Source organism: Epibacterium sp. MM17-32 (assembly GCF_022348205.1).
Lineage (GTDB): Bacteria > Pseudomonadota > Alphaproteobacteria > Rhodobacterales > Rhodobacteraceae > Epibacterium.
This window is the reverse complement of sequence record NZ_JAKRFC010000013.1, coordinates 13,502-38,335: the sequence shown is the minus strand read 5'-3', so window position 1 is coordinate 38,335 and position 24,834 is coordinate 13,502. Positions and strand designations below refer to the sequence as shown.

Annotated in this window: 26 protein-coding genes and 1 pseudogene; 16 read left to right on the top strand and 11 right to left on the bottom strand. The window is 61.6% G+C overall.

Annotation, left to right across the window (positions count from 1 at the left end; translation table 11 throughout):
* The first annotated feature begins 2 nt into the window (after window positions 1-2).
* The 9 genes from MHM88_RS17875 to lnt are packed head-to-tail and all read left to right on the top strand — an operon-like array spanning window position 3 to window position 6,883.
* A complete protein-coding gene (locus MHM88_RS17875) occupies window positions 3-425 on the top strand; it encodes a disulfide bond formation protein B (protein ID WP_007803474.1) in 423 nt (140 codons plus the stop codon).
* Window positions 422-1,081, top strand: coding sequence for a thioredoxin domain-containing protein (locus MHM88_RS17870; RefSeq protein WP_054540605.1), 660 nt, complete (start codon window positions 422-424; stop codon window positions 1,079-1,081). The genes MHM88_RS17875 and MHM88_RS17870 overlap by 4 nt, the downstream gene beginning before the upstream one ends.
* Before the next feature lie 22 nt (window positions 1,082-1,103).
* Entirely contained in the window at window positions 1,104-1,574 is a 471-nt protein-coding gene (locus MHM88_RS17865) for a copper chaperone PCu(A)C (RefSeq protein WP_008327335.1), read from the top strand.
* Window positions 1,574-2,200, top strand: a complete 627-nt coding sequence (locus MHM88_RS17860; RefSeq protein ID WP_007803468.1) for an SCO family protein — start codon at window positions 1,574-1,576, stop codon at window positions 2,198-2,200. Before MHM88_RS17865 ends, MHM88_RS17860 begins: the two co-directional genes overlap by 1 nt.
* Window positions 2,197-3,570 carry a M23 family metallopeptidase gene (locus MHM88_RS17855; RefSeq protein ID WP_007803467.1) on the top strand — a complete coding sequence of 458 codons (1,374 nt, stop codon included), beginning with the start codon at window positions 2,197-2,199 and terminating at the stop codon, window positions 3,568-3,570. The genes MHM88_RS17860 and MHM88_RS17855 overlap by 4 nt, the downstream gene beginning before the upstream one ends.
* Window positions 3,571-3,573: 3 nt before the next feature.
* Complete coding sequence (locus tag MHM88_RS17850; RefSeq protein ID WP_007803465.1) at window positions 3,574-4,032, top strand: DUF411 domain-containing protein; 459 nt, start codon at window positions 3,574-3,576, stop codon at window positions 4,030-4,032.
* A 22-nt stretch (window positions 4,033-4,054) separates the two neighbouring features.
* The gene (locus MHM88_RS17845) at window positions 4,055-4,837 is read left to right on the top strand and encodes a ZIP family metal transporter (RefSeq protein WP_054540603.1); all 783 of its coding nucleotides are present in this window, start codon (window positions 4,055-4,057) and stop codon (window positions 4,835-4,837) included.
* Between the two features lie 4 nt (window positions 4,838-4,841).
* Window positions 4,842-5,315: a signal peptidase II gene (gene lspA, locus MHM88_RS17840; RefSeq protein WP_007803461.1), complete on the top strand. Its 474-nt coding sequence runs from the start codon at window positions 4,842-4,844 to the stop codon at window positions 5,313-5,315.
* Window positions 5,312-6,883, top strand: coding sequence for an apolipoprotein N-acyltransferase (lnt, locus tag MHM88_RS17835; protein ID WP_009807490.1), 1,572 nt, complete (start codon window positions 5,312-5,314; stop codon window positions 6,881-6,883). The genes lspA and lnt overlap by 4 nt, the downstream gene beginning before the upstream one ends.
* Window positions 6,884-7,144: 261 nt before the next feature.
* Here lnt and mntR read toward each other — a convergent pair whose 3' ends face one another.
* A complete protein-coding gene (gene mntR, locus MHM88_RS17830; protein WP_008327326.1) occupies window positions 7,145-7,603 on the bottom strand; it encodes a manganese-binding transcriptional regulator MntR in 459 nt (152 codons plus the stop codon).
* Window positions 7,604-7,700: 97 nt separating this feature from the next.
* Between mntR and MHM88_RS17825 the strand changes: the two genes are divergently transcribed.
* From MHM88_RS17825 to phnE, 4 genes are read left to right on the top strand one after another with little or no spacing between them, the layout of a single operon-like run.
* Window positions 7,701-9,578, top strand: a complete 1,878-nt coding sequence (locus tag MHM88_RS17825) for a cytochrome c peroxidase (protein WP_239367943.1) — start codon at window positions 7,701-7,703, stop codon at window positions 9,576-9,578.
* Complete coding sequence (locus MHM88_RS17820) at window positions 9,578-10,453, top strand: phosphate/phosphite/phosphonate ABC transporter substrate-binding protein (protein ID WP_163851979.1); 876 nt, start codon at window positions 9,578-9,580, stop codon at window positions 10,451-10,453. Before MHM88_RS17825 ends, MHM88_RS17820 begins: the two co-directional genes overlap by 1 nt.
* A complete protein-coding gene (locus MHM88_RS17815; RefSeq protein ID WP_163851977.1) occupies window positions 10,450-11,232 on the top strand; it encodes a phosphonate ABC transporter ATP-binding protein in 783 nt (260 codons plus the stop codon). The genes MHM88_RS17820 and MHM88_RS17815 overlap by 4 nt, the downstream gene beginning before the upstream one ends.
* Window positions 11,232-11,990: a phosphonate ABC transporter, permease protein PhnE gene (gene phnE, locus MHM88_RS17810; protein WP_163851975.1), complete on the top strand. Its 759-nt coding sequence runs from the start codon at window positions 11,232-11,234 to the stop codon at window positions 11,988-11,990. The genes MHM88_RS17815 and phnE overlap by 1 nt, the downstream gene beginning before the upstream one ends.
* A 3-nt stretch (window positions 11,991-11,993) precedes the next feature.
* Here phnE and MHM88_RS17805 read toward each other — a convergent pair whose 3' ends face one another.
* Both MHM88_RS17805 and MHM88_RS17800 read right to left on the bottom strand, forming a co-directional pair.
* Window positions 11,994-12,503, bottom strand: coding sequence for a murein L,D-transpeptidase family protein (locus MHM88_RS17805; protein ID WP_037953501.1), 510 nt, complete (start codon window positions 12,501-12,503; stop codon window positions 11,994-11,996).
* 66 nt (window positions 12,504-12,569) lie between these two features.
* On the bottom strand, window positions 12,570-14,756 hold the full coding sequence (locus MHM88_RS17800) for a cation-translocating P-type ATPase (protein WP_007803450.1): 2,187 nt from the start codon (window positions 14,754-14,756) through the stop codon (window positions 12,570-12,572).
* A gap of 360 nt (window positions 14,757-15,116) precedes the next feature.
* Here MHM88_RS17800 and MHM88_RS17795 point away from each other — a divergent pair, with 360 nt between their 5' ends.
* Entirely contained in the window at window positions 15,117-15,389 is a 273-nt protein-coding gene (locus tag MHM88_RS17795; RefSeq protein WP_012187176.1) for a hypothetical protein, read from the top strand.
* A gap of 47 nt (window positions 15,390-15,436) precedes the next feature.
* Here MHM88_RS17795 and MHM88_RS17790 read toward each other — a convergent pair whose 3' ends face one another.
* The 3 genes and pseudogenes from MHM88_RS17790 to MHM88_RS17780 form a co-directional block, all read right to left on the bottom strand.
* Complete coding sequence (locus MHM88_RS17790) at window positions 15,437-16,102, bottom strand: L,D-transpeptidase (RefSeq protein ID WP_007803448.1); 666 nt, start codon at window positions 16,100-16,102, stop codon at window positions 15,437-15,439.
* 193 nt (window positions 16,103-16,295) lie between these two features.
* Window positions 16,296-17,018: a cytochrome c biogenesis CcdA family protein gene (locus MHM88_RS17785; protein ID WP_007803446.1), complete on the bottom strand. Its 723-nt coding sequence runs from the start codon at window positions 17,016-17,018 to the stop codon at window positions 16,296-16,298.
* Window positions 17,006-17,125, bottom strand: a pseudogene (locus MHM88_RS17780) (IS5/IS1182 family transposase); the annotation flags it as partial. The pseudogene MHM88_RS17780 and the gene MHM88_RS17785, both read right to left, overlap by 13 nt.
* A 109-nt stretch (window positions 17,126-17,234) precedes the next feature.
* On the opposite strand from MHM88_RS17780, the gene MHM88_RS17775 reads away from it, so the two are divergent.
* Window positions 17,235-17,879 (top strand): hypothetical protein, encoded by a 645-nt coding sequence (locus MHM88_RS17775; RefSeq protein ID WP_163851973.1) that lies wholly within the window; start codon window positions 17,235-17,237, stop codon window positions 17,877-17,879.
* A 7-nt stretch (window positions 17,880-17,886) separates the two neighbouring features.
* Here MHM88_RS17775 and MHM88_RS17770 read toward each other — a convergent pair whose 3' ends face one another.
* The 5 genes from MHM88_RS17770 to MHM88_RS17750 form a co-directional block, all read right to left on the bottom strand.
* Entirely contained in the window at window positions 17,887-19,212 is a 1,326-nt protein-coding gene (locus MHM88_RS17770; RefSeq protein WP_163851971.1) for an APC family permease, read from the bottom strand.
* 48 nt (window positions 19,213-19,260) lie between these two features.
* Window positions 19,261-21,549 carry a copper-translocating P-type ATPase gene (locus tag MHM88_RS17765; protein ID WP_370687510.1) on the bottom strand — a complete coding sequence of 763 codons (2,289 nt, stop codon included), beginning with the start codon at window positions 21,547-21,549 and terminating at the stop codon, window positions 19,261-19,263.
* Window positions 21,550-21,684: 135 nt separating this feature from the next.
* A complete protein-coding gene (gene lgt / locus MHM88_RS17760; RefSeq protein WP_027238585.1) occupies window positions 21,685-22,605 on the bottom strand; it encodes a prolipoprotein diacylglyceryl transferase in 921 nt (306 codons plus the stop codon).
* A 105-nt stretch (window positions 22,606-22,710) separates the two neighbouring features.
* Window positions 22,711-23,097, bottom strand: coding sequence for a DUF302 domain-containing protein (locus MHM88_RS17755; RefSeq protein ID WP_007803435.1), 387 nt, complete (start codon window positions 23,095-23,097; stop codon window positions 22,711-22,713).
* A 140-nt stretch (window positions 23,098-23,237) separates the two neighbouring features.
* On the bottom strand, window positions 23,238-23,726 hold the full coding sequence (locus MHM88_RS17750; protein ID WP_092813086.1) for an EF-hand domain-containing protein: 489 nt from the start codon (window positions 23,724-23,726) through the stop codon (window positions 23,238-23,240).
* Window positions 23,727-24,189: 463 nt separating this feature from the next.
* On the opposite strand from MHM88_RS17750, the gene MHM88_RS17745 reads away from it, so the two are divergent.
* A complete protein-coding gene (locus MHM88_RS17745) occupies window positions 24,190-24,801 on the top strand; it encodes a hypothetical protein (protein WP_054540624.1) in 612 nt (203 codons plus the stop codon).
* The last annotated feature ends 33 nt before the right edge of the window (window positions 24,802-24,834 follow it).

Genomic DNA, 24,834 nt, shown 5'->3' with positions numbered 1-24,834 from the left:
TCATGACCCGACTTTCCGGAGAGACGGCCCTTGGCCTGGCCTGGATCATCGCGCTCACCGCGTCGCTTGCCGTGCTCTTCATCGGCGAGGTTCTGGGGCAGACACCTTGCGTGCTCTGCTGGTTCCAGCGTGCCTTCATGTTCCCCTTGGCCATCATCCTCGGGCTTGGGCTGTGGTGGCAGGATCGGCGCGTGGGTCGCTACGGGATCGCGCTGGCTTTGGGCGGTGCCGCCGTCGCGCTTTGGCACTTGGGCCTCTATGTCGGCGTTATCCCCGAGCGTATCCAGCCCTGCACGGCGACCGGCCCATCCTGTACCGACGACAATCAACTGGTCTTCGGCATTCCGATTCCTTTGATGGCGCTCGTCGCCTTCGCGATGATCGGTCTGCTGTCGGCTCTCTCACTGAAGGAAACACAAAAATGAAACGACGCGGCCTCATCCTGTCCGTTCTCGCGCTCGGGGTCGCCGGTTTCGGCGGTGCCGCCTGGTATGCCACCCGCCCCGACCCGATTGCCGCGTCCGATCCCATCGACCCTGAAATGGCCGACGCGCTGATCCGACCCTATTCCCCGATCCTCGGGCCCGAGGATGCGCCCGTAACCATCGTTGAATTCTTCGACCCGGCCTGCGAGGCATGCCGCGCTTTCTATCCGGTCGTCGAGGATATCATGGCGGAGCACGGAGACGCGGTGCGCGTTGTAATCCGCTATACGCCTTTTCACGGCGAGGCGTCGGTAGAAGCGATCCGTGTGCTCGAGGCGGCGCGCATGCAGGACGTGTTTGAACCTGTGCTCGAGGCAGTCTTGCGAGAGCAGCCCAGATGGGCGTCTCACGGGACCCCGGCACCCGGATTGATCCTTGAGATTGCAGCAAGCGGAGGTCTGGATGTCGAAGCTGCCCGGACACAGATGCTGGCCCCCGGTGTTGTGGCGGTGCTCAACCAGGACCGCGCCGATGTCGAGACAGTCGGGGTCCGCCAAACGCCCACGTTCTTCGTGAACGGCAAGCCTCTCGATCCGTTCGGTGAGGCCGAATTGCGGAGGCTGGTGGCAGTGGAAGTTGCGGCAAGCCAAAGCTGATTTGCGGAGGCAGGAGAAACGAGTGGTGAAGAAGTTGAGATATACCAATGCATTGGCCGTGCTTTTGACGGTTGCAGGGCTGTCGGCCCCCGCACTGGCCGGTTCGGAGGATGTCGTGGTCGAGAATGCGTGGTCCCGCGCCTCGATCGGCGTCAACAGGCCAGGTGCCGCCTATATGACCGTGCGCAACACGGGTGAAGACGCCGTTACGCTGACCGGACTTGCGACACCGCTGGCAATGATGCCCGAGATCCATGAGTCGAAAACCAACTCCGATGGCGTCAGTTCCATGGCGCCTGCAGGCGAGATCACGATTGAGCCCGGCCAAAGCGTGGCATTGGAGCCGGGCGGGTTGCACGCCATGCTCATGAAGCTGCAAGAGCCGATGACCGAAGGCGAGAATTTCCCGCTGACACTGACCTTCTCGGATGGCGGCAAGGTGACGGTCGAGGTCCCAATCCTCGGAATCGCCGCGCGTGGACCGGAGGGCTGATGCAACGTCGGCAGCTCCTTCTATACGGCGCAGCCGGTGCCGGCGTTCTTGGCCTGACGCTCTTCGTGGGCTGGTGGCGGGTGGACGGGCCCGGTGCGCCTGAACCAAAAGGGCAGCGGCCCCTGCCCCTATCGGCGATGGAGTTCCGGCTGACCGACCACGAGGAAAATGAGGTAGGGCCTGGCAACCTGATCGGTCGTCCCACAATGGTGTTTTTCGGGTTCACCTACTGCCCGGACGTCTGCCCGACGACCCTATCGGATATTTCCGGCTGGCTTGAGGAACTGGGCGACGAAGCATCAGAGATGAACGTGGTCTTCATCACGGTCGACCCGGAGCGGGACACGGTCGAGGCCATGGCCGAATATGTCGGCTATTTTCATCCGGTCATTCGTGGCTGGACGGGGCCGGAAGACCAAATTGCCCGCGCTGCAGAAGGGTTTCGTGCCTCATTTGAGCGCGTCCCGACTGAGGGCGGCGGCTATACGATGAACCATACGGCAAGCGTATTCCTGTTCGATGCCGAGGGTGAGCTCGTCACCATGATCGACTATCACGAGCAAAGAGAATTCGCGGTGCCGAAGATCCAGCGCGCACTGACAGAAGACGTAGAGGGGGCAACATGAAGATAAGAACTGTCTTGGCGGCCGTTGCGGTCGCAGGCGCATTTTCGGTGACCGCCATCGCCATCTCTGGCGTTCTGTCCAAAGAACCGGTGCCCCCTGCGATTGCTGAAGCGACCCTCTGGACTCCCAATCCGCTTGCGCCGCCTCGGATTACCGAAACCAATTCGGTCCGCCCTACACTCGCCCAGGCGGATATCGCATTCGAGTTCAGACCCCGGCCGCTCCTGACCGTTTCCCCCGCTGATACCTCCTTGCCATCTATCGAGCCCCCGCTGGTCACCTGGTCGCGGGAGATTGCGTCGGGCGAGACGCTTGATGCGGTCCTTTCCGATGCGGGGCTGGATGCTTCGGATCGCGCCGAAATCGCCTTGGCGATTGGCACGGAATACGATCTGCGCCGTCTGCGTCCGGGTCACATCATTACGGTGGTTTCCACAACGGACGACAACCCGCGTCGTGTAGAGCTCGCCGTCGAAGACGGTGTCCGGATAGAGGCGGTCTTCGGCGAACAGCTTGCCGCCCGCGTGTTGGACCCGGATCCCGAATTGGTGACTTTCGCCGGCGAGGCGGTGATCGAGAGCTCGATTTTCGCCGCCCTGAACACGGCAGACATCCCCGCCCGTTTTGCGGTGGACCTGGCGCAGATGCTGGGCGGCACCGTGGATTTCCGTCGTGATCTTGCGGGTGGCGAGACGATGCGCCTCCTTTGGCGCGAGGCCCGAGACGGGAACAAGAGGATTGGTCAGCCCGAGCTTGCCTTTGCCGCACTGGATATCGATGGCTCGGTCTATGAAATCGTCTGGCCGAACGACGGCAGCGGCCAAGCGACGATCTATGTCGACGGAGAAGTCCTGCGCGTGTTTGCGCAACCGGTCGAAGGTGCACGGCTGAGTTCTGTGTTCGGGCGCCGCACCCATCCGGTCTACGGCAATGTACGGATGCACACAGGAGTCGACTTCGCGGCGGCGCGCGGCACGCCGGTACAGGCGACGGCGCCGGGCCGCGTTAGCTTCATCGGCCGACGCGGTGGGTATGGCCGGGTCGTCGAGATCGCTCATGGCTCCGACACCCTGACGCGCTATGCGCATCTGAGCGCCGTACCGGACGGGCTCACACAAGGGCAACGCGTGATGGCCGGAGATATGATCGGGCGGGTCGGTGCGACGGGTACCGCGACAGGCCCCAACCTACATTACGAAGTGCTGGTGGACGGTCGCCCAACCGACCCTCTCTCTGACGACCGATTGGCAGAGGCGGCCGAGCGTGAAGCGGACGACACGGCCGCGCTTGAGCGACTGCGTGAGGCGCGTTCACTTCTTGCTGAGAGGCTCGCCAGCGAATTTGCACAGACGACAACCGAAAGGCTTTGATCCATGAAACGATTTACTCCCGCCCTTGCCATCGCATTTGCCTTGCTTCCTGCGGCGCAGGCCGTCGCAGAGGCGATTCAGATCGACGTCCGGAAGACAAACGGCTGCGGCTGTTGCCTGTCCTGGATGAAGCACCTCGAGGAGAATGGCTTCGCGCCGATGGGCGAGGACATGTTCGGAGGATCTCTTGTGCGCTTCAAACTCGACAATGGCGTGCCGCAGCGCATGGTCTCCTGCCATACGGCTTTGGTCGACGGCTATGTGATCGAGGGCCACGTGCCGGCGGCTGACATCCAACGCCTGCTGGAGGACCGGCCAGACGCGGTAGGCCTGGCGGTGCCGGGAATGCCCTACGGGTCGCCCGGCATGGGACCGGAGGACGACCGGGAGGCTTACGATGTCTTCCTGATCCACGAAGACGGATCGACCGAGGTCTACACCAGCTACTCGGCTCCTGACTGAACTCGCGGCAGAACCTTAACAATTGGAACCCCTCTCCCCCATAGCGCTTGGCTTTCTTGGAAGCCTGGCCGCCGGATCGCTGACCGCGGTCGGGGCGGTCCCCGTTCTTTTTGGGCGCATCCCGTCCCGGGCCACGCGCGATCTGCTGCTTGGCTTCGCGGCGGGTGTCATGCTCGCGGCTTCGTTCTTCTCGCTGATCATCCCGGCTCTCGACGCAGCTGAAGGACAGTTCGACAACGGTGCTCTCCCGGCGGCCATCGTATGTGTTGCGATCCTGCTTGGCATGGGCGCGGTCGCTCTGATGAACGAACGGCTACCGCATGAACATTTCAAGACGGGGCGGGAAGGTCCCGACGCCGCATCGCTGCGGCGCGTCTGGCTTTTCATCATCGCGATCACTATCCACAATTTTCCCGAAGGGCTTGCCGTCGGCGTCGGGTTCGGGGCTGACGGTTTGTCGGGCGGGTTGCCACTTGCGATCGGTATTGGATTACAGAATGCCCCCGAAGGTCTGGCGGTGGCGGTTTCGTTGCTCGGCGAGGGCTATTCCAGGCTTCGCGCCTGGGGCATCGCCGCTCTGACCGGTCTCGTCGAGCCCGTCGGTGGACTTCTCGGCGCAGGGATTATCAGTCTTTCGCAACCGCTGCTGCCCTGGGGTCTCGCCTTCGCAGCAGGTGCGATGCTCTACGTCATCAGCCACGAGATCATTCCGGAAACCCACCGATCCGGCCATCAGAACAGGGCGACGCTCGGCCTCGCCGTTGGTCTTGTGATCATGTTGTTCCTCGACGTCTGGCTGGGATAAGCTGATGAGAACTTGCCTCTTCGTCGGTCTGCTTGCTGCGCTGATCGCCTTTCTTGTCGATCAGGCAACGAAGGCAATCGTTGTGTCCAATGCGACTGTTCTTAGTTCCGGCGTATCGGTCTTTCCCGGCTTCAATCTCATCTACCTGCGCAATGACGGAGTGACCTTCGGGCTTCTCGGCGGCGCGCCGTGGTGGAGCCTTGTCTTACTGGCGCTTGGCATCTGCGTCTGGCTGGCGTTCATGCTGGTCCGTACCAGCAGCCGGGTCGAGGCCATTGCCTATGGTGCGATCATCGGCGGTGCACTCGGCAATATTCTGGACCGCCTGCGCTATCGTGCGGTGACGGATTTCCTCGATTTCTACATCGGGACGGCGCACTGGCCTGCCTTCAACATGGCCGATGTTTTTGTGGTTGGCGGCGTGATGCTGCTGCTCATTGCGCCGTGGGTTGGCGCTCGACTTCAGACCGATTCATGAAGCCGGGATTGCCGCAGTTCGTTAGTGAGGACCTGAACCTGTTCCAGCGCATGGGTCTTGCCCTTGCTGCCGGCGGATTGACGGTTTTGACTCTTCCGCCGTTTTCTTGGCTCATCGCGGTCCCTGTCGCCTTCTCCGTGCTCTTTATCGTTCTCCGGAACATCTCAACCTCGCGCGCTTTCCTTGTCGGTTGGGCTTTCGGACTGGGCCAATTCGGGATTGGAATTTCCTGGATCGCCGAGAGCTTTTACGTCGATGCCGAACGTTTCGGCGCACTGGCGATTCCGGCGGTCGCGGGTCTGTCCGCCGGACTTGCCATCTTCCCGGGCATGGCGGCGATGCTTTTTGCCGCCATCATGCAGCGCCGAGCTGTCGGCGGCATTGCGGCGGGCCTGCTGTTTGCAACCTGCTGGGTGGCCACGGAATGGCTGCGGGGTCATGTCCTGACAGGGTTTCCCTGGAACCTTGCCGCTTATGCCCTTGTCGACTATGCCGCCCTGCGCCAACCCGCCGCCTGGGTCGGAAGCTACGGTTTGGGCTTTCTCACGGTCTTCATCGGCATATTGCCAGGTGTGTTGACTGTGGCGGCGCCAAAGAGACGCGCGCCTGTTCTCGTGCTCTTCGCCGTTGCTGTGGCGGGTTTCTGGGTTGGCGGTGCGCTTCGGTCAGGGCAGGACGTGCCGCCGACAGACGTTGCTTTGCGCATCGTCCAAGGCAATGTGCCACAAGTCGAGAAGTGGGTACCGGGCAGCCGCCAGCGAACCTTGGAAAAATACCTGGGCTTGTCCGCGCAACCCGGACGTTTCGATTTGCTGCTTTGGCCGGAAACGGCCTTCCCCGGCTTTCTGGACGAAGATGCTGCGGCACGCGCGCGGATATCTGCAGCTTTGCCAGACGGCAGGATCCTACTGACAGGTGCGCCTGACCGAGTGGAGGGCGATGGGGGAACCAGATATTTCAACACGGTTCAGGCCTATGACGGCAGCGGCGAGGTTCTGACGGGGTATGCAAAACATCATCTTGTTCCGTTCGGGGAATATGTGCCCCTGAAAGGCTGGCTGCCCATCGAGCGGCTGACCGAAGGGTTGGGCGATTTCACGCCGGGACCAGGGCCGCGCACGCTGGCGATCCCTGGCGCGCCTCTGGTCGCGGTGGCGATCTGTTACGAGATCATCTTTCCGGGCCACGTGGTCGATGACCTTTTCCGCCCCGACTGGATATTCAACGCCACAAATGATGCCTGGTTCGGAACCAGCATCGGACCCGAGCAGCACCTCGCCTCCGCGCGGATGCGCGCGGTCGAGGAGGGACTTCCCGTGGTCCGGGCGGCCAACACTGGGATATCCGCGATCATCGACGCCAATGGAAATGTCGTCGCGCGTCTTGATACCGGGGAAACAGGCACCATTGATGCCGGCCTGCCGGGCGCGCGTACTCCAACGCCCTATGCGCGGTTCGGCGACTGGACCTTGTTGGTTCTTGTTTTTGGGTGCTGGGTCTTCGGCTGGCTGGCCAGTTTGCTCGGACGAGATCCCGATGCGCGGCATTTTGGAACGGAGGTATCCTGATGCTTGTGATCGTGAGCGCTATCGGAGGCGCGATCTGGGGTGGCTATCTGGCACGACGGAGGAGGGGGAATCACCTGGATATCCTCCAATATGCGGTAGCGTCTGCGATCGCCTTCGGACTTGTCGCCCTGTTTGCAACCATCGTGCTGTCGCGGGTTCTCGGCTAGCGAGCTTCGAAATTGCGCAAACGTGTCAGCGGCTTGAAGACCTGATAGCTCGAGGTCCCGATAGAGAATCGCGCGAATGTGCATCTAGGCGAGCTCATTTCTGATTGAGCCGTCGCTCGAACGCCTCCAATGTCGTCCCGCTGACGTGATGCTCGATCCCTTCCGCATCGCGTTCCGCGGTCTCTTCGTCGATTCCCAGGCTCAGAAGAAAGGCGACGACGACCCTGTGGCGGCGTCGACAGATCTCCGCGAGGTCCTGCCCGGCATCGGTGAGGAATATCGCGCGGTATGGCTCCCGCCGGACCAGACCAGCAGCCTTGAGCCGCGAGATGTTCTTGGTCACGGTCGGCGGCTTCACGCCAAGCCGCTCGGCGATCTCGACCGGTCTGGCCTCCCCGCGCGTCTCGATCAGTTCCGCGATCAGTTCGACGTAATCCTCCGCCATCTCGCTTTCATGTGCCTGACGCACGGTCGCAAAGCCATCGGCCTGCGCCTCGGGAGCCCGGTCGACCGCTTCGAATGGCTCACGCCCTTGTGATTGTAGCTTTGTCATACTCGGGACTTTGCAGCGAAACAGCGGGATTGACAACTTGTTTGCTTCGGGTAGATAAGTTAGCCATGTCTAACTTTTTACTTTGGAGGCCGTGGTGATGCGAAATATTATGAGAGTGCTGCTCGCCACACTCGCAAGTGCGCTCCTCCTGTCCGGACCTGTCGCCGCGACGCCGGCCAAGGAGGCGCCTTGGCTTCCCGAGGCAGCGGCCTACCGTCTGACGCTCTTTCTTGGAAATCTCGAGCCTCTGCCCTGGGACGACATCGAGACCGCCTGGACGGAACCCTACCGGGGTTCGGAATTCTCTGTCGGGGCGCTGGCGTGGCTGGACCGCAAAAGCGATATCGAGCCTGACGGTCTCTTGGACGCTATAATGCGCGAAGACCTGCAGGCGGTCTTCGCCGAGGCGACGCGGCTTGTAGCGCTCAGGATTGAGGAGAATTTGGACCGTGCTCTCGCGGCCGAAGAATCGGCGACAGCACAGCAGGCCGTGCGAACGGCACGCGAACTCTACCGTGTGTTTGAGGATGGTATCGCGGCGGCCGATCCTGAAGCTGCAAGACGCATCGGCCTCGCCTGGCTGGAACTCAACAGCAGCACAGGTTCCGCTGGTGTTCTCGGCGCTGGCGCAACATCCGCGGATCGAGATACGATGGCAACCGCGCGCGCGGCCATTTCCGGCTATCTCGCGGAGAACTACCTCATTGATGACTTTGCTCCGCGTCGGACGCTCAGCGCCTTGCCCGAAACCGCCGTAGCCAGTGGCCGCACCATCGAGGTGCCGCCAAGCCTGCCGCCGGGCTCTGACATTTTCGATCAGGAGCCCCTGCCGCTGCTCGTTCTCAACTTCGAGGAGCAGGGCATCGACGAGACGGATCTGCCGCTTGTTGCCTACGGCGACATGCTGTTCGACAGTGCGCAAATCTTCGGCAGCCCCGCGCGCGATCTCGGGATCGCCTGCTCGACCTGTCACAACCGCTCGGACGTCAACCAGCGGCTCTTCATCCCCGGCGCCAGCCACCAACCGGGCGCGATCGACGTGGACGGCGCCTTTTTCAACTCGATCTTCAATGACAGGCGCGACGATCCGCTCGACATTCCCAGCCTGCGCGGCTTGCGTTTTACCGGTCCCTACGGCCGCGACGGTCGTTTTGCTTCCCTGCGCGACTTCACCCGCAACGTTGTTGTCAATGAGTTCGGCGGCGCGGAGCCGACGCCTTTCATGCTGGACGCGCTGCTCGCCTACATGCTCGAGTTCGACTTCCTGCCCAACTCCATGCTGACACCAGACGGTCAGTTGACCGAAGCCGCACCCGAGGCTGCGCTGCGCGGCGAAGCGATCTTCAACACGCCCTTCGCGGGACTCGGCGACCGCTCCTGCGCCAGTTGCCATGTGCCGGACGCGAACTTCCTCGACCGGCAGGCCCACGACATCGGCTCCGTCGCGCCGGCCTATGAAGGCGCCCGCGCCGGTGCACTGGACACTCCGACGCTGCTCGGCACTGCCTATACCGCGCCCTATTTCCATGACGGATCGCTGCCGACCTTGGCGGCTGTCGTAGACTGGTTCGACGAGACGAAGACGCTCGGACTGACCGAAGCGGAGCGAACTTATCTGACCGCCTATCTGGAGACCGTGGGCGCGGCGGACGAGCCCTATGAAGCATTCGACACCGAGAACACGACCTTCCGGCTGGCATTCTCCGAATTGACGACCTTCGCCTCGACGCTCGACACATTGCTGCCGCGTCGCGATGCGGAGCACATCCTGCTCCTGACCGACACCGTGGCAGCGGACCTTTCGGCTGACGCCAGCACCATGTCGAACCTCGCCGCACGGCCCGACGTCTACGCGCTAGCAGAGAACCTGGCCGAGGTCAGCGCCGCGGTGCGCAACGAGGACTGGGAGGCCGCCGGAGCAAGCTGGAGCGCATTCAAGGCCGAGGCCGCTGATATTGAAGAGGGGGCCTTCTGATGGCGAAGCACCTGAACCGCAGAACCGTGCTTCTTTTGGCTGGCGCGAGTGCGTTATCTCTGGCGTCCCCGCTCGCTGCGCAGAATGCTGGGTTGCGGCTCGCCTTCATCCCGCAGGAGAACCCGGAGAAGTTGCTGGGTGACATCGAGGCCATCACCGGCTGGCTGGCCAGTGAGATCGGCGTCCCCGTCGAGGGGTTCGTCACCATCGACCATGCGGCCGCGGTCGAAGCTTTGAGAAACGGCGACGCAGATATCTCCTTCATGGGCGCCCTGCCCTTCGTTCTGGCCGAGGCCGAGATCGGTGCCGTGCCGCTCCTCTCGGAGGTCTATCGCGACACGCCGAGTTACACGGGCCGCATCTTCGTTCGGCGCGACAGCGGCATCGGCGCGCTCGCCAACCTGCGGGGGCGCGACATCGCATTCGCGGATCCGATCTCGGAATCGGGCTATCTCTATCCGCTCGCCGAATTCGTGGAGGCCGGGCTGATCGAAGGCCCCGGACAGGCGGAAGTATTCTTCGGCCGCGTCTACTTCGCGGGCGGCTACCAGCAGGCCATGCAGGCCATGGCTGAAGGCCTGGTCGATGCCGCAGGCGCCAGCCAGTACGCCGATCTGCTTCTGACACCGCTGCAGCAGGCAGAGGTGACCTGGATTGCGGAAAGCGAGCCAATCCCGAGTCACCTCGTGATCGCACGTCCGGGGCTCGACGCCGGCCTTCAGGACCGGTTCATCGACGCGATGCTGAGGCTCAACGCACCAGAGAACCGCGAAAAGCTGCGCTATCTCTACGGCCCGGACGGCTATGTCAGGGCCGACGGCGCCGCATATGACGGCGTGCGCGACATGGCGCGCCGATACGGGCTGTTGGAATGAGCATTGCCGCCCAAATCGACGACCTGAGCTTTGCCCATCCGGGCACGGACCTCCCAGCGCTGGAAGGCGTGTCGCTTCGCGTCCCGGCGGGCGAAAGCGTCGCTTTGCTCGGCCCGTCCGGGGCGGGCAAAACGACCCTGCTGGCGCTGCTCGACGGCAGGCTCCAAGGCTGGAGCGGGCGGGTCTCGGTTCTGGGTGCGCCGCTCGATCCCGACCACCCGCCGCCGCGCGCGCGCCGTCCGGATACCGGTTTCGTGTTTCAGGAGTTTGCGTTGGTCGAACGCTCCACGGTTCTGCGTAACGTCCTTAACGGCCGCCTGGGACGCATGTCTCCCCTGCGCGCCCTGTTTGGGTCACCGACCGCGCATGATCTGGAGATTGCCCGCGCGGCACTCACCGATTGCGGCATTGCCGATCTTGCCGAACGCCGGGTCGACAGTCTCAGCGGCGGTCAGCGGCAGCGCGTGGCCATCGCGCGGTGCCTGGCGCAGGAACCGCTCCTAATCCTCGCCGACGAACCGGTGAGCAACCTCGACCCTGCGCGTGCATGTGAGATCCTGGCGCTGCTGACCGGGGCGGCGCAAGCGCGCGGCGCGACGGCGCTGTTTTCGTCGCACCAGCCCGACCTGGCGCGGCGTTTCGCGCAGCGCATCATCGGCATTCGTGGCGGGCAGATCGCCTTTGATGTGCCGACCTCCGAGTTGAACGAGGATGCGACAGCGGAGCTCTATCGGGAGGTTGAGCCAATCCCCGGAATCAGCCTCAGGGCGGTGTCCTGATGGCGTTCCGCGGGTTTGGCGGCTTTGCGACGAGCGGTCTGATCGCAGCCGCGATCCTGTGGTCCTTCGCCACGACCGATGTCGAGTTCTCGCGACTTCTGTCGGCCGGCCCGCGGATCGCCGATTTCCTCGGTCGCATGTTTCCGCCTGACCCGACGGTGATGGCCGAGATCAAGAAGGGCAGCGCGGAAACGCTGAGGATCGCGATCCTCGGCACCCTCGGTGCTGTGATCCTGTCCGTTCCCCTCGGCATTCTCGCGTCTGAGACGATGGTATCGCCTGCGGTGTTTCGGCCGATCCGAACGCTGCTTGCCTTCATCCGGGCGATTCCGCTGATCCTCGTGGCCATGCTCATGGTGGGCGCTGTCGGGCTCGGGCCGCTGCCCGGCATCATCGCGGTCGCCTTTCATGCAACGGGGATGCTCGCCAAGTTCTATGCCGAGGCGATCGACGGCGTGTCCCGCGCGCCGATCGCAGCACTTGAAAGCGCGGGCGCCGGGCCGCTCGTGCGGCTCAGATACGCGATCTGGCCGCAGATGGCGCCGGTCGTCGCCCGCGACACGATTTTCCGGTTCGAGTTGAACCTGCGCGAGTCGCTGATCCTCGGCATTGTCGGCGCGGGCGGGATCGGCTTTTACATCCAGACCTACGTGCGCTCTTTCCAGTATGATAAGGCGGCCAGCGTCACGATTGCCGTCGTCGTCATGGTCATCGCCATCGAAGCCATCAACGTTGCGCTGCGCCGTCGCTTCACCTGACGATCAGGCATAGATGTCGATGGGGGTTCCGTCCCTGACCATGGCGTAGATATCCTCGATTTGCCGGTCTGTGACGGAGATGCAGCCTGCGGTCCAGTCGCGCTTGTTCATCGGGTCGATCCCCTTGCGCGGCCCCCCGTGGATGAAAATGTCGCCGCCCGGCGATTTTCCTTGCGCCTTCGCAAACGCGATATCGGCCTCGTTCGGGAATGAAATGCCGATGGAGAGGTGGAAGAGGCTGTCCGGGTTGCGCCGGTCAATCAGATAGGAGCCCTCCGGCGTGCGGCCGTCTCCTTCGAACTGCTTGTGGCCTTCGGGCGCGAAGCCCAATCCGATGGGATAGGTCCGCAAGACATCATCCGTTCCGTCAAGAACCAGCAGCCGCTGCGCCTTGTATATACGCAGCCGGGTCACTTCGGGTCCGTTGTAGGACCGGAACTTGCTGGCACAGCCAGACAGGAAGGTGGCCAATCCGCCCAACAGCAAGACCCGCCGTGGAATTCTGGTATTCATCACTGCTCGACGCCCCTTTTGCGAGGTCTGGTTGATGTCAGACGTTACTCTACCGAAACCGCCGGATCAATGACCGTGCGCCAGTGCTCCTTTCGCCATCTGCTCGCCCACCGGTTCTCCGCCTGAAGGCCCGGCCTCAACCTGATGGCCGTTCAGGAGCCGAAGTGCGTTGGCGACCACCAGCAGAGACACGCCTACATCCGCAGCAATGGCGCCCCACATTGAGGCCATACCGAACGCGGTCAGCCCGACGAACAGCGCCTTGGTCGCCAGCGATATGCCGATATTCTGGTGGATGATCGTCATGGCACGGCGCGAATGGCCGATAAGCCAGGGTACCTTGCCGATGTCGTCGGTCATCAGCGCGATGTCGGCCGTCTCGATCGCGGCATCCGATCCGACAGCGCCCATGGCGATGGCATAATGCGCCCGCGCCATGGCCGGTGCGTCATTCACACCGTCGCCGATCATCGCCACCATGTCGTGGCTTTCGACGAGTTCCTCAATGGCCGTCACCTTGTCTTCTGGCAAAAGTTCGGCGCGCACCTCGTCGATGCCGACTTCGGCTGCCACCGCGCGCGCGGTGCGTTCGTTGTCGCCCGTCAACATCACGATGGTCTTCACACCCTGCGCATGCAGACGCGCAACGATCCCCTTTGCATCTGGGCGGATGCGGTCGCGAAGCTCCAGTACGCCGGTCACGCCGGTCTCGTCACCCACGGCAACGAGGGTGCTCCCTGCCCCTTCGATCCGATCCCGCAGATCCGCCGGAATGGCATTGCCGAACCCCTTCTCTTCGGCGAAGCGATCCGAGCCGAGCCAGATAGCGCGCCCGTCGGCGCGTCCTTCCAGACCGCGCCCGGGCACGGTACGGGTGTCCTCTGCGGCAGACACGGAAACACCATCGGCTTCGGCGCGCGAGAGGATGGCGCGTGCCAGCGGGTGTGAAGACCGCGCCTCCAGGCTTGCTGCCAGCGCCATGAGATCGCGTGCGGAAACGCCGACCAGTGGGTGAACCGCCGCCACCTCAGGCTCGCCCATGGTGATCGTCCCGGTCTTGTCCATCGCCAGTGCCGTGGTCCGCCCCGGCGCCTCGACATAGGCGCCGCCCTTGATGAGCACCCCCGCCCGTGCCGACGCGGTCAGCGCTGCCACGATGGAGACCGGCGTAGAAATGACCAGCGCGCAAGGACATGCGATGACCAGAAGGACCAGAGCATTGTAGAACCAGTAGTCCCAGGCGCCGCCGAGCAGCAGTGGCGGCACCAGCGCGATGGCGATCGCCAAAGCCATCACGATGGGTGTGTAGATGCGCGCGAACTTGGCCACCCACTGTTCGACCGGCGCGCGGCGGGCATGGGCATCGCCCACCATGCGAATGATTTTCGCGAGCACCGTGTCCGAGGCGGCCTTCGTCGCCCGCACCGTCAGTGTGCCCTCGCCGTTGATCGTGCCGGCATAGACCTCGTCGCCTGGTTCCTTGGGCACTAGCGCGCTTTCCCCAGTAATTGGGGCCTGATCGACGGCCCCTGCCCCGTCCACGACCTCACCGTCGAGGGGGATCCGGTCGCCGCCGCGCACGATAAACCTTGCATTGACTGCCACGGCCGCGGCCGGAACGTCGGATTCAGATCCGTCGTCGTAAAGAACCCGCGCCGTTGGCGGCGCCAGATCGAGGAGCGCGGAAACCGCATTACGCGCCCGCCCCACGCTCCAGCTCTCAAGATAAAGCGAAAGCGAGAAGAAGAAGGCGACCGTCGCGGCCTCAAAAAACTCGCCGAGGCCGATGGCGCCCGCGACGGCCACCACCATGAGCAGGTTCATGTCGGGGCTAAGCCTCCGCGCCGAAGACCAGGCCTTGGGCGCGACAAGCCAGACGCCAAAAAGAATCGCGACGGCGAAGATCCCTGCTTCCACCATAGGCATAGGCACCTCGCCATGGCCCGCAAAGAGCCCGAGCGCGCCGCCCATGCCGGTCTCGACAATGTGAAAAAGGAATCCCGCCGCCCAGAAGCCGCCGCTCAACGAGGTAAAGCGCTTCTGACGTGCCAGATGCGCCGCCTGGTCCTCTGCTGCGTTGTCGGCATCCCATGGCTTGGCGCTCATGCCGGTCGTTGCGACCAACTGCGTGACTTCGTCGTCTGGTATCCTCTCGGCGCTATCGAGGATGGTCATTCGCCCGTTGATCACGTCGAATGCCAGGTGTTCGGTTCCGCCCACTTTCGGCCCGACAACCCGGTTCAGGATCGCCACCTCTTCGGCGCAATCGAGCCCGGAGACCTGAAAGCTCCTTCCGCCAGACGGCGCTGGCGCCGTGGACGCGACGTCCTTGCTGGCGTCGCAACAGGAGTTGCCTCTTGGGTCAGAATGCTCTTGATCACCCGGATGGCCGTGATCGTTGCGGTTGCCGTCGGAAGACATGGATTGACCTCAGGATTCATTGATTCCACATTGACATAGCCCCTACAGTAACTAGAGCTTCAAGGGCAACAAGTGGATATTCGTCCAGCAAGAAAGGCGCCCTGCGGAGGCTTGAAGCTAGCCGCCCCCTTGAAACGACGCGGTTGGAGCAACGCTTGCCGGTACGAAGCGATCAGAATGAGTGAGGTAGACATGCAGAAACGAAACGCGCCGATTATCGCAGCGACATTGGTGCTTGCTGGCTGCGCGGTGCCAACGCTGGACGACGGCGGCGCTCGCAACGAAGTGGGAAGTGTTCCCGAGGCCGTCATTGCCCTTGCTGCGCCTGGTCAGGATCTCACCACGGCGCGGCTTCGTCCCGAGGATGGCTGTTATTGGTATGAACACAGCGGTCCGGTGGAAAACACCTTGGTTCCGCTACGCTCGGCAGGTGGCAACCCCATCTGCACTTCGCGCCAGTCCTGATCAGCCCATAGATGCGTCAAGCCCACGCGTAACACATGATGCGCCAGTCAACTTCTCGGGGTGACGCTGTCTTCCGCCGAGTACAGGAATGCCGTCGAGCCAATCTCGACGTTGGGATAGAGATCATTGATGTGTGCCATGACCATTCGGACGCAGCCGGAACTCGCACGGCCGCCAATGCTTCTTGGATACGGTGTCCCGTGAATCCTTAGATAGGTGTCTCGGTCGCCGACGAAGAGATAGAGGGCTCGCGATCCGAGCGCGTTTTCAGGTCCGGGTTCCATACCGTCAGCGATATCGGCGTAGAGCTCTGGGTCGCGGTCGATCATGTTTTGTGTCGGCTGCCAATGCGGCCACCTGACCTTGCGCTTGATCGTATAGGTGCCCGGTTCGTAAAGTTTACCGCGCGCGATCGCCACGCCATAGCGCATCGCCGTGCCGCCTTCTTCGATGTGGTAGAGATAGCGCGCAACAGCATCGACATGGATATCACCGGGTACAAGTCCGTCCTTCGCGAGGACCCGCTGTGGCAGGAAGCGAGGGTGAAGGCCCCAAGGGTTGGACGTGGCCGGGTCGTAGCCGGGAGGTGTAACCTGTGCGTCCCAAGCTGCCTTCTGCGCATCGGTAGGCCACGTGTCTGCAAGGAGCGGGCTGGATATCGATGCCGAAAACAGCGCGGTGGTCGTCTGGATGAAATGTCGTCTTGTCAGCATATAGATTGCTCCGTTCACGCATTGGACGGCAAACCGAACCTTACCCCGAACGCAGTGTTGTTCGCCCGGGAAGGAGTGAGGCGTTATTGGCAACTTGCTCCATGGTGCCGTTCTTTGTCGGTGGCTTAACTCCTAAAGCTACTAGAGGTTCAAGAAAATTTTCTGTTATCAATAGACGCTGCTACTAATGGAGCTATCCGATCCGTCCCAGAACCGGAAATACGTCGAGCATCCAGTATGACAGCGCGCTCAACTGCCCTGTCATCATCGCCAGCCCCATCAAGATCATCACTATGCCCGCAAGCTGGTGGAGGCGGCGGCCAACCCGGCCGATGGCCCGCAACCGTCCCGCGATCTGGTCGGTGAATCCGGCCACGATCAGAAACGGTATTCCAAGGCCGGCGGAATAGACGGCAAGCAGCATGATACCTTCGCCCATCGTGGCACTCGCCGCACTGGCTGTCAGGATCGCGCCGAGGATCGGGCCGATGCACGGAGTCCAGCCGAAACCGAAGGCAAGACCGAGGACATAGGACGCAGCGGGTTGGCCCCCGGGGATGTTGAGATTGAATCGGAAGTCGCGTTCCATGACCGAAACACGCGCGGCTCCTATCATGAAGAGCCCGAAGAAAATGATGATGCCGCCCCCAACGAGGTTGAGTTCATACCGCCACCGAAGCAGGGCCTGACCCATTGCAGTCGCGGATGCGCCAAGTCCCATGAAGATGGTGGAGAAGCCGAGGACAAAACACAGGCTCAGCCAGACCGCGCGCGACGGCGAAGCGCCGACCACCCCGCCCTCAGCGGCTGTGCGCCCGGTTACGTAGGAGACATAACCTGGCACAAGAGGTAGCACGCAGGGGGACAGAAATGATATCGTGCCGGCTAGGAGGGCGGCGGTGAGGGCGCGCGCCAAGTGATGTCTTCGTCGACCCAGATCAGCAGGGACCCCCGCTTGCGCAGCGATGCGTTGTAGCTGGACCAGTTGGTCGTACGATAGCGGGCGGGAGATGGGTTGCTCATGGAATGCGGCTAACAGCATGGGTTCGCGAAGGGAATCCTGAGGCGTCAGACTTGTGCAACAACGCCCCGTATCATCGACCTAGTGGTGCCCACATGGCAGGCTATTTCAATGGATAGATTTTTCTCTATCAGTATGCCCGCGGCTCAGTTTCTTAGAAATGTCCTGCTGTTCAGCTTCGCTGCATTACTGCCGGTCCTGTTGTTCTATGTCTTACTGGCTCCGGGCTTTGCTCCGGCTCTTGCTGCCGGCGGACCGGCACTCATGCGCTTTCTAAGGCAGGTTGCGACCAACGGTTTGCCCGTGGTTTTTGCCGTCAACTACGTCAGTTTTTTCCTTTTCGCCATGACAAAGCAACCAAAGGCGGGCTCAAGAGACACGGTGTTTTTCGTGCTGGTCGATGTCTTGCTCAGAACCCTTCTCTTTCCAGGTCTCCACGTGCTTACATACGTTCTATCTGCCGACTGGTTCGGGTCATTCGGCGGCAATCGTTCAACCGCTTTGGCGGTTGTATCCCCGACTCTTGCGCGTTCGGCGTTTTTCGAGAACATCTCCGGCGTTTACCTCTATGCGACTATGATAAGCGCGTTGCCGCTCTACGTCTCGGCTCTCGGGCGGTCGGAATTTCTTGGACCGGTTGTTCGTCGCTTGCCCATGAACACGGGCGTGATGTTGCTCGCCTTGGCTGCGTTTGCCTTTTCGGTCGGGCTGATCACGATCGGCGCACAAGCCATCGCAGCTCTTCATGCCAGGTGACGGCACGCTAATCACCGTGGGCGTGTGCAGCTTGCGGTGCCATCCACTTCGACAAGTAAACGCGCTCGAAGGCGAACACGGCGATCATCCCGACAGCGGCGTAGAGAACGATCATCGGGTCGCTTTGAAGCTTCATCACGGTGAAAGCTGCCAGTACAATCGCATCGAGCGACAGGGCACTCAAAAGCACGATACCGGAGGCGCCCACATCTGTTCGACGATAGCGGAACACGCCCCAGTGTATGATCATGTCCATTACAAGGTAGAAGAAGGCACCGAGGGATGCGATCCGGCCCAGGTCGAAAAGCACGGCCAGCGCTGAAGCGATGACAACGGTATAGACCAGCGTGTGGCGCTGGATAGGGCCGGACATTCCGAAGTGGCTGTGCGGGATCATTTCCATGTCCGTCAACATCGCCAGCATGCGCGACACCGCGAAGACGCTGGCCAGAACGCCGGACGCGGTTGCGACAGCGGCCAGGATCACCGTCAGTATGAAGCCGGTTTGTCCAAGGGCGGGCTGCGCCGCTTGTGCCAGTGAATAGTCACGCGCCGAGATGATCTCCTCGATCGTCAGACTCGAACCAACCCCGAAGGCTACCAACAGGTAAACGACGACGCAGATCCCGATCGAGAACATGATTGCTCGGCCAACGTTGCGGTTGGGTTCGGTGATCTCGGCCCCGCTGTTGGTGATCGTCGTGAACCCTTTGAAGGCAAGGATAGCCAGCGCCGTGGATGCTATGAAACCGGTTATACTGTAGGATTGAGGCGTCTCGGAGGCCGCGGCGAACGCAAAACCACTGGACCACAGGGCCGCGATGCCGAACAGAGCTATGCCTCCGATCTTGATCGCTGCCATGATCAGCGAAAATAGCCCGACCGAGCGGTTTCCGGCGATGTTCACCAGAAAGGCGAAAACGATTACGGCCACGGCCAGAGCGGGGACCAATGGGCCACCTTCGATATCGAAAGGGCGCAAGACATAGGTGGCGAAGGTCCGGGCGACGAGGCTTTCCGCGATCACCATGCTGAGCGCCATCAGCAGTGCGGCCCCGCCCGCGATGGCTCCGGGGCCATAGCATTTCTGCAGGATCATGGCGATGCCACCCGAGGACGGCCATTTGTTCGACATCCTGATGTAGCTGTAGGCGCTGAAGCTTGTGACGACCGCGCCGGCGATGAATGCAAGCGGGAAAAGCGGGCCGGCGAGCTGCGCGATTTGCCCCGTCAACGCAAAGATTCCAGCGCCGATCATCACGCCTGTCCCCATCGCAACGGCTCCGCCCAGACTGATGGAATTTTCGCGGTACGTTTCTTTTTCGCTCTGCATAAATGGCCCCCTTTTAATTTTGGTTCGTCCGAACGCTGTTGCGCGCTTCTAGATACGAACGCCGCGAAGGCGCAGCGAATTGAGCACCACCGAGATTGACGACGCGCTCATGGCGAAGGCAGCAAACATCGGACTGATGAGGATGCCAAAGAAGGGAAACAGAACTCCCGCCGCGACCGGCACGCCGGAGGCGTTGTAGATCAGCGCGAAGAACAGGTTCTGGCGGATGTTGCGCATCGTGGCCCGGGCGAGCCGCCGCGCACGCACGATACCATCAAGGTTGCCCTTGACCAGCGTGACGCCCGCGCTTTCGATGGCCACATCGGCGCCGGTGCCCATGGCGATGCCGACATCGGCCTGCGCGAGCGCGGGGGCGTCGTTGACGCCATCCCCGGCCATGGCGACCTTGTGGCCCGCCTCTTGCAACTCAAGGATGATCCGCGCCTTGTCCTCCGGCAGCACGTCGGCCCGGATCTCATCGATTCCGAGCCGCGTGCCGATGGCCTTGGCCGTGCGTTCGTTGTCGCCGGTCGCCATGATGACGCGGAACCCCAGTTCATGCAGATCCTCGATGGCTTCTGGCGTGGTCTCCTTCACTGGGTCGGCGACAGCAACTAGACCGGCGATCTCGCCATCCAGCACAACGAACATGACCGTCTCGCCTTCGTCGCGGCGGGCATTGGCCTTGGCGGTCAACGCGCCCGCCTCGAGCCCCAATTCGCGGATCATCGCCAAATTGCCGAGCGCGACCGCTTTGCCGTCAACGACCCCCTTGACGCCCTTGCCAGTGACCGCCTCGAAGTCCCGTGCCTCGTCCATTTTGACATCTCGCTCCTCCGCACCCCTGACGATCGCTTCGGCCAAGGGGTGCTCCGATCCGCGCTCAAGCGATGCGGCGAGACGCAAGACCTCGGCTTCGTCGTGGCCGGGTTGCGGGAGTACGTCGACAAGCCGCGGCTTGCCTTCGGTCAACGTGCCGGTCTTGTCGACGATCAGGGTATCGACTTTCTCGAACCGCTCCAGCGCCTCGGCGTTCTTGATCAGCACCCCTGCCTGAGCGCCCCGTCCTGTCGCTGTCATGATCGACATCGGTGTCGCCAGGCCAAGCGCACAAGGACAGGCGATGATCAGAACCGCCACCGCCGAAATCAATGCGTAGGAAAGCGCAGGCGCGGGCCCCCAGATCGCCCAGGCGATGAAGGACAGGACCGCGATACCGATGACGGCCGGAACGAAATATCCCGCCACCTTGTCGGCGTATTTCTGGATCGGGGCGCGCGAGCGCTGCGCGTTCGACACCATCTCGACAATTTGAGCCAGCATCGTGTCGGACCCGACACGCGTCGCCTCCACCACAAGACTGCCCGTGCCGTTGATCGTCGCACCAGTTACTGGGTCGCCTTCGGTCTTCTCGACCGGCACAGGTTCACCGGAGATCATGCTTTCGTCGATCGAGGACCGGCCGTCCAGAACCACGCCATCGACAGGCACCTTGTCACCGGGCCGTACGCGCAGCCGGTCGCCGACCTGTACGTCCTCCAGCGGGATCTCCTCTTCGGAGCCATCGTCCCGCATGACCCGCGCGGTCTTGGCGGCCATATCGAGTAGCGCACGGATCGCCTTTCCGGTTCCTTCACGTGCGCGCAATTCCATCACCTGACCGAGCAGCACGAGCGTCACGATCACCGCCGCCGCCTCGAAGTAGACGCCGACATGGCCTTCGGAGTCTCGGAACCCATCAGGGAATATGTCCGGTGCGAGAACGGCAACGACGCTGAAGAGCCAGGCGGCCAGAACGCCCATGCCGATCAGGGAGAACATGTTGAGGTTCAATGTGCGGAACGAAATCCATCCGCGTTCCAGAAACGGCCAGCCGCACCACAAGACCACTGGCGTTGCCAGGATCAATTCGATCCATTGTGTAATGCTTTCGCCAAAAAACGTCCGGACTGCGGGGAAACCGACGAATGGCCCCATCGTGAGGACAAGGAGCGGGATAGTCAGAACTGTGCCGACCCAGAACCGCCGTGTGAAATCCACCAGTTCGGGATTTGGACCTTCATCGCCCGGCACACCGGATTCCAGTTCCAATCCCATACCACAGATCGGACACGCGCCCGGATCAGGCTGCCGCACCTGAGGGTGCATCGGGCAGGTGAAAATGGGACCATCATGTCCTGTAGGAACCAGATCATATCGGCCATCGGCCGGCGTGGCACCCGCGTGGTGTTCGTGATGATCATGTGCTGAATGGACCTCGAGCTCCGATTCCGGCACGAGGTGCATCCCGCATTTCGGACATTTGCCGGGCTCAAACTGCCGCACCTCAGGGTGCATGGGGCAAACGAATACCGAGGAAGCTGCTGTGGTTTCAGAACTGTCGGGGGTGCTCATTTTGCGGTCCTTTCCGAGAATGCTTCTCTTGCTTGGGGCTTCCATCCACAGGAGGGTCAAGAGAGATCAGTACGGCGATTACATTGCGGCTCTGCGGGGTGGCGCTGTCCGGCCCCGTTCCCGCCGGGCGAACACGATCAACGCCAGCCCGACCAGCACCATTGGCATGGAGAGCAACTGGCCCATGGTCAAACCCCACTCACCAAAGTGGAGCGCATGGCCAATTGGGTTATCTTCCGTCACGAACTGCTGGTCCGGTTGCCGGAACATCTCGACGAAATTTCGGGCAAGACCATAGCCGGTCAGAAACACGCCAGCCAAGGCACCGGGCATTTTCAGCCAGCCCCGGCCCCAAGCGAGATAAATGAGCAGTATTCCAAGAATGAGCCCCTCCAATACCGCCTCGTACAGCTGGGACGGGTGTCGGGCGCAGAGGCCGCTAACCCCTGGGCAGGCCTGCGCGACTTCGCCGGGAAAGATCACCGCCCAGGGAACGTCCGTCGGCCGCCCCCACAACTCATTGTTGGTGAAGTTCGCCAGCCTTCCAAGAAACAAGCCTGGTGGTGTTGCCAAAGCCAGCAAGTCGCCAGTGCTGAGCAATGACGCGTTCTGTCTAAGGCAGAACAGCAAGGCCGCGATGACAACTCCCGCGAACCCCCCGTGGAAAGACATGCCGCCTTGCCAGACCATCAGAATTTCCAAGGGATTGGCGAGATAATATGCGGGCTGGTAGAACAGTACAAAGCCCAGGCGACCACCAGCAATCACGCCGATGATGATCCACGTCAGAAGATCTTCGATCTGCGTTCGGTCAAGCGGCGGTCCAGCTGACGTCCAGAGCGCGGGACGGCTTATGGCACTCGAACAAATGCGCCAGCCAATCAGGATACCGAAGATATAGGCTAGCGCGTACCAGCGGAGTGCGAATGTGACCCCCCCGATGTCGAAGGAGAAGAGGTCGGTTCCAATATCCGGAAATGGCAATCCCGCTGGCAGCACTGGGTGAGTTCCTCATCAGGAATTTACGTGGGGATTAGATGGCATTGATCGAGCACCGCTAAAGGCGCTCGATCTGCGACAGGGCATCCAACGCCCATCCCGCCATCACGCGGTGTCGAGGGCGTCCCGAAGGAGATCGCGGACTTCGCCGGCGACCGCGTCCAGGTCTTGGTTCTGCACCGCCTGCATCGAAGCGACAGGATCGACCGCGCTGACCTCGGTGTCGCCGTCCAGTTGCCGCAGGATAACATTGCAGGGAAGCATCGCACCGATGCGAGGCTCGATCTCGATGGCTTTGTGCGCCATGCCCGGATTACAGGCCCCCAAGATGCGGTAAGGCGGCATGTCCGCATCAAGTTTCTTTTTCATCGTCGCTTTGACGTCAATCTCAGTCAGAACGCCGAAGCCCTTGTCTGCCAAAGCATCCCGAACACGCATCTCTGCGTCATCGATTTTGGTGTCTTTCAGGACGCGATCATAGGTATAGGCCATGGGAATTTTCCTTTCCGTGTCTCTATTTGTTGGCATACCGAGGCTAAACGGTTCAGGTCGCGGTTCGGTTCAATGTCCCGACCGCGAATGGTTTTGGGGTTGTGAGGACGGGTGCCGGAAAAAAACCGGCACCCATTGGCTCAGTTGTCCTGCATCATGGAGCCGTTGCCCATGCCCTGACCGTTGCCAGGCCGCGCAGGCGCATCTGCCATATTCGACCGCATCATCTGCATCCGCTCCATCCTATCGGCAGGAGCGGCCATCTCTTCCGGCGTCACCGCGCCGTCGCCATCGGCATCGAGGTGTTGGAAGCGATCCACCATCATTTCGCGGATCATCGCGCTGTGGAGAGCTTCAAATTCAGTAATCGAGAGGCTTCCGTCCCCGTCGCTGTCAAACTCGGAAAGCTTGGCCTCCAGCAGCGTGCGCATTTCTTCCGGCGTCGTTGTGCCGTCTCCATCAGTGTCGAACATTTGCATCATGCCGCCAGCCATGCCTGGGCTCATCATACCACTGCCCATGCCTGCGCCCATCATGCCTGCGCCCATCATGTTTCCGTGCATGCGCTTCATCATGTCCATCATTCCGCCCATGTTCCCCATCATACCGGGACCACCGTTCTGCATCATGCCTGGTCCGCTCTGGGCGCCAAATTGTCCCCCACGCCCGTGGTTGGCGTCCGCGAATGCGGCACCGCCAAGGGCGGTTGCAGCCAGGGTCATTGCAGCGAGTAAAGTGTTGCGTTTCATTTCGATCACCTCGTGTCAGTGTTGCGATACCCAGCATATGGGGGGCACCTGCAGATGCGGAATGCCACGCGAGCCGGTGTTTTGTATCGCGAGGTCACAAAGGCGGGGTCTGTTACAAATTGCGACAAATCAATTCGGGGCGAACGCTCCTCTTCATCTGAAACATGCGATATCCAGAAAAAAATGTGTCGAGGATCCGTATACCAACCGAAACCGAACCCATGTTTCGGTAGAGGTGAAATCCGGAAGAGTTGATGTCGAGATTGCTAGAGGCCCTGAATATCCCGAAAATTCAGTCATTCAACTCATGGCAGGAGGCTGCAAGGTGCGCTTTTCCAATCGCATTTTCTCAGTTCTAACCGTGGTGATTTTGGCGGGGTGCGGTGCAGGAAACGACATGCGCCCTGATGCTTCAGCCGAAGTCATCAGTAGTGCATCCTACCGTCACGACGGACCGGCTGCGCTGACGCTGTACACCATGATCAGCAACAGATCCGGGGCGGGTGCGCATAGCAGCGTCATGATCAATGGGTCGCAGCGCGTTATCTTCGATCCGGCAGGAACGGTCCGGCTGAGCGCGGTACCGGAACGGGGAGATGTGCTTTATGGCATTACTCCACAAGTGGCCGATTTTTACGCACGGGCTCATGCACGGGAGACCTACCACGTCGTCATACAAGAGATCGATGTGTCCCCCGAAGTCGCGGAGCAGGCCTTGCGGCTTGCAATTGCCAGCGGCCCAGCCGCTTCCGGTTTTTGTAGTGCCAGTACCTCCGCGGTACTCAGACAATTACCAGGATTTGAATCCATCGGACGCACATTTTTTCCAAAGCGCCTGATGGCGGATTTTGGCAAGTTGCCGGGCGTGCGAACCACAAAGCTGTTCGAGAACGATGAGGACGACAAATCCGTAGCGATCGCACAGTTCGAAAGTTCACTTGCGACACAGCCGTGAGTGTTCGTCCAACAATTCATTGGAAGATGTCCC

Coding starts and splice junctions, on each gene's coding strand:
- MHM88_RS17875 (WP_007803474.1), top strand. CDS start 3: ATGACCCGACTTTCCGGAGAGACGGCCCTTGGCCTGGCCTGGATCATC.
- MHM88_RS17870 (WP_054540605.1), top strand. CDS start 422: ATGAAACGACGCGGCCTCATCCTGTCCGTTCTCGCGCTCGGGGTCGCC.
- MHM88_RS17860 (WP_007803468.1), top strand. CDS start 1,574: ATGCAACGTCGGCAGCTCCTTCTATACGGCGCAGCCGGTGCCGGCGTT.
- MHM88_RS17855 (WP_007803467.1), top strand. CDS start 2,197: ATGAAGATAAGAACTGTCTTGGCGGCCGTTGCGGTCGCAGGCGCATTT.
- MHM88_RS17850 (WP_007803465.1), top strand. CDS start 3,574: ATGAAACGATTTACTCCCGCCCTTGCCATCGCATTTGCCTTGCTTCCT.
- lspA (WP_007803461.1), top strand. CDS start 4,842: ATGAGAACTTGCCTCTTCGTCGGTCTGCTTGCTGCGCTGATCGCCTTT.
- lnt (WP_009807490.1), top strand. CDS start 5,312: ATGAAGCCGGGATTGCCGCAGTTCGTTAGTGAGGACCTGAACCTGTTC.
- mntR (WP_008327326.1), bottom strand. CDS start 7,603: ATGACAAAGCTACAATCACAAGGGCGTGAGCCATTCGAAGCGGTCGAC.
- MHM88_RS17825 (WP_239367943.1), top strand. CDS start 7,701: ATGCGAAATATTATGAGAGTGCTGCTCGCCACACTCGCAAGTGCGCTC.
- MHM88_RS17820 (WP_163851979.1), top strand. CDS start 9,578: ATGGCGAAGCACCTGAACCGCAGAACCGTGCTTCTTTTGGCTGGCGCG.
- MHM88_RS17815 (WP_163851977.1), top strand. CDS start 10,450: ATGAGCATTGCCGCCCAAATCGACGACCTGAGCTTTGCCCATCCGGGC.
- phnE (WP_163851975.1), top strand. CDS start 11,232: ATGGCGTTCCGCGGGTTTGGCGGCTTTGCGACGAGCGGTCTGATCGCA.
- MHM88_RS17805 (WP_037953501.1), bottom strand. CDS start 12,503: ATGAATACCAGAATTCCACGGCGGGTCTTGCTGTTGGGCGGATTGGCC.
- MHM88_RS17795 (WP_012187176.1), top strand. CDS start 15,117: ATGCAGAAACGAAACGCGCCGATTATCGCAGCGACATTGGTGCTTGCT.
- MHM88_RS17790 (WP_007803448.1), bottom strand. CDS start 16,102: ATGCTGACAAGACGACATTTCATCCAGACGACCACCGCGCTGTTTTCG.
- MHM88_RS17775 (WP_163851973.1), top strand. CDS start 17,235: ATGGATAGATTTTTCTCTATCAGTATGCCCGCGGCTCAGTTTCTTAGA.
- MHM88_RS17770 (WP_163851971.1), bottom strand. CDS start 19,212: ATGCAGAGCGAAAAAGAAACGTACCGCGAAAATTCCATCAGTCTGGGC.
- MHM88_RS17765 (WP_370687510.1), bottom strand. CDS start 21,549: ATGCACCCTGAGGTGCGGCAGTTTGAGCCCGGCAAATGTCCGAAATGC.
- MHM88_RS17755 (WP_007803435.1), bottom strand. CDS start 23,097: ATGGCCTATACCTATGATCGCGTCCTGAAAGACACCAAAATCGATGAC.
- MHM88_RS17750 (WP_092813086.1), bottom strand. CDS start 23,726: ATGATGCAGAACGGTGGTCCCGGTATGATGGGGAACATGGGCGGAATG.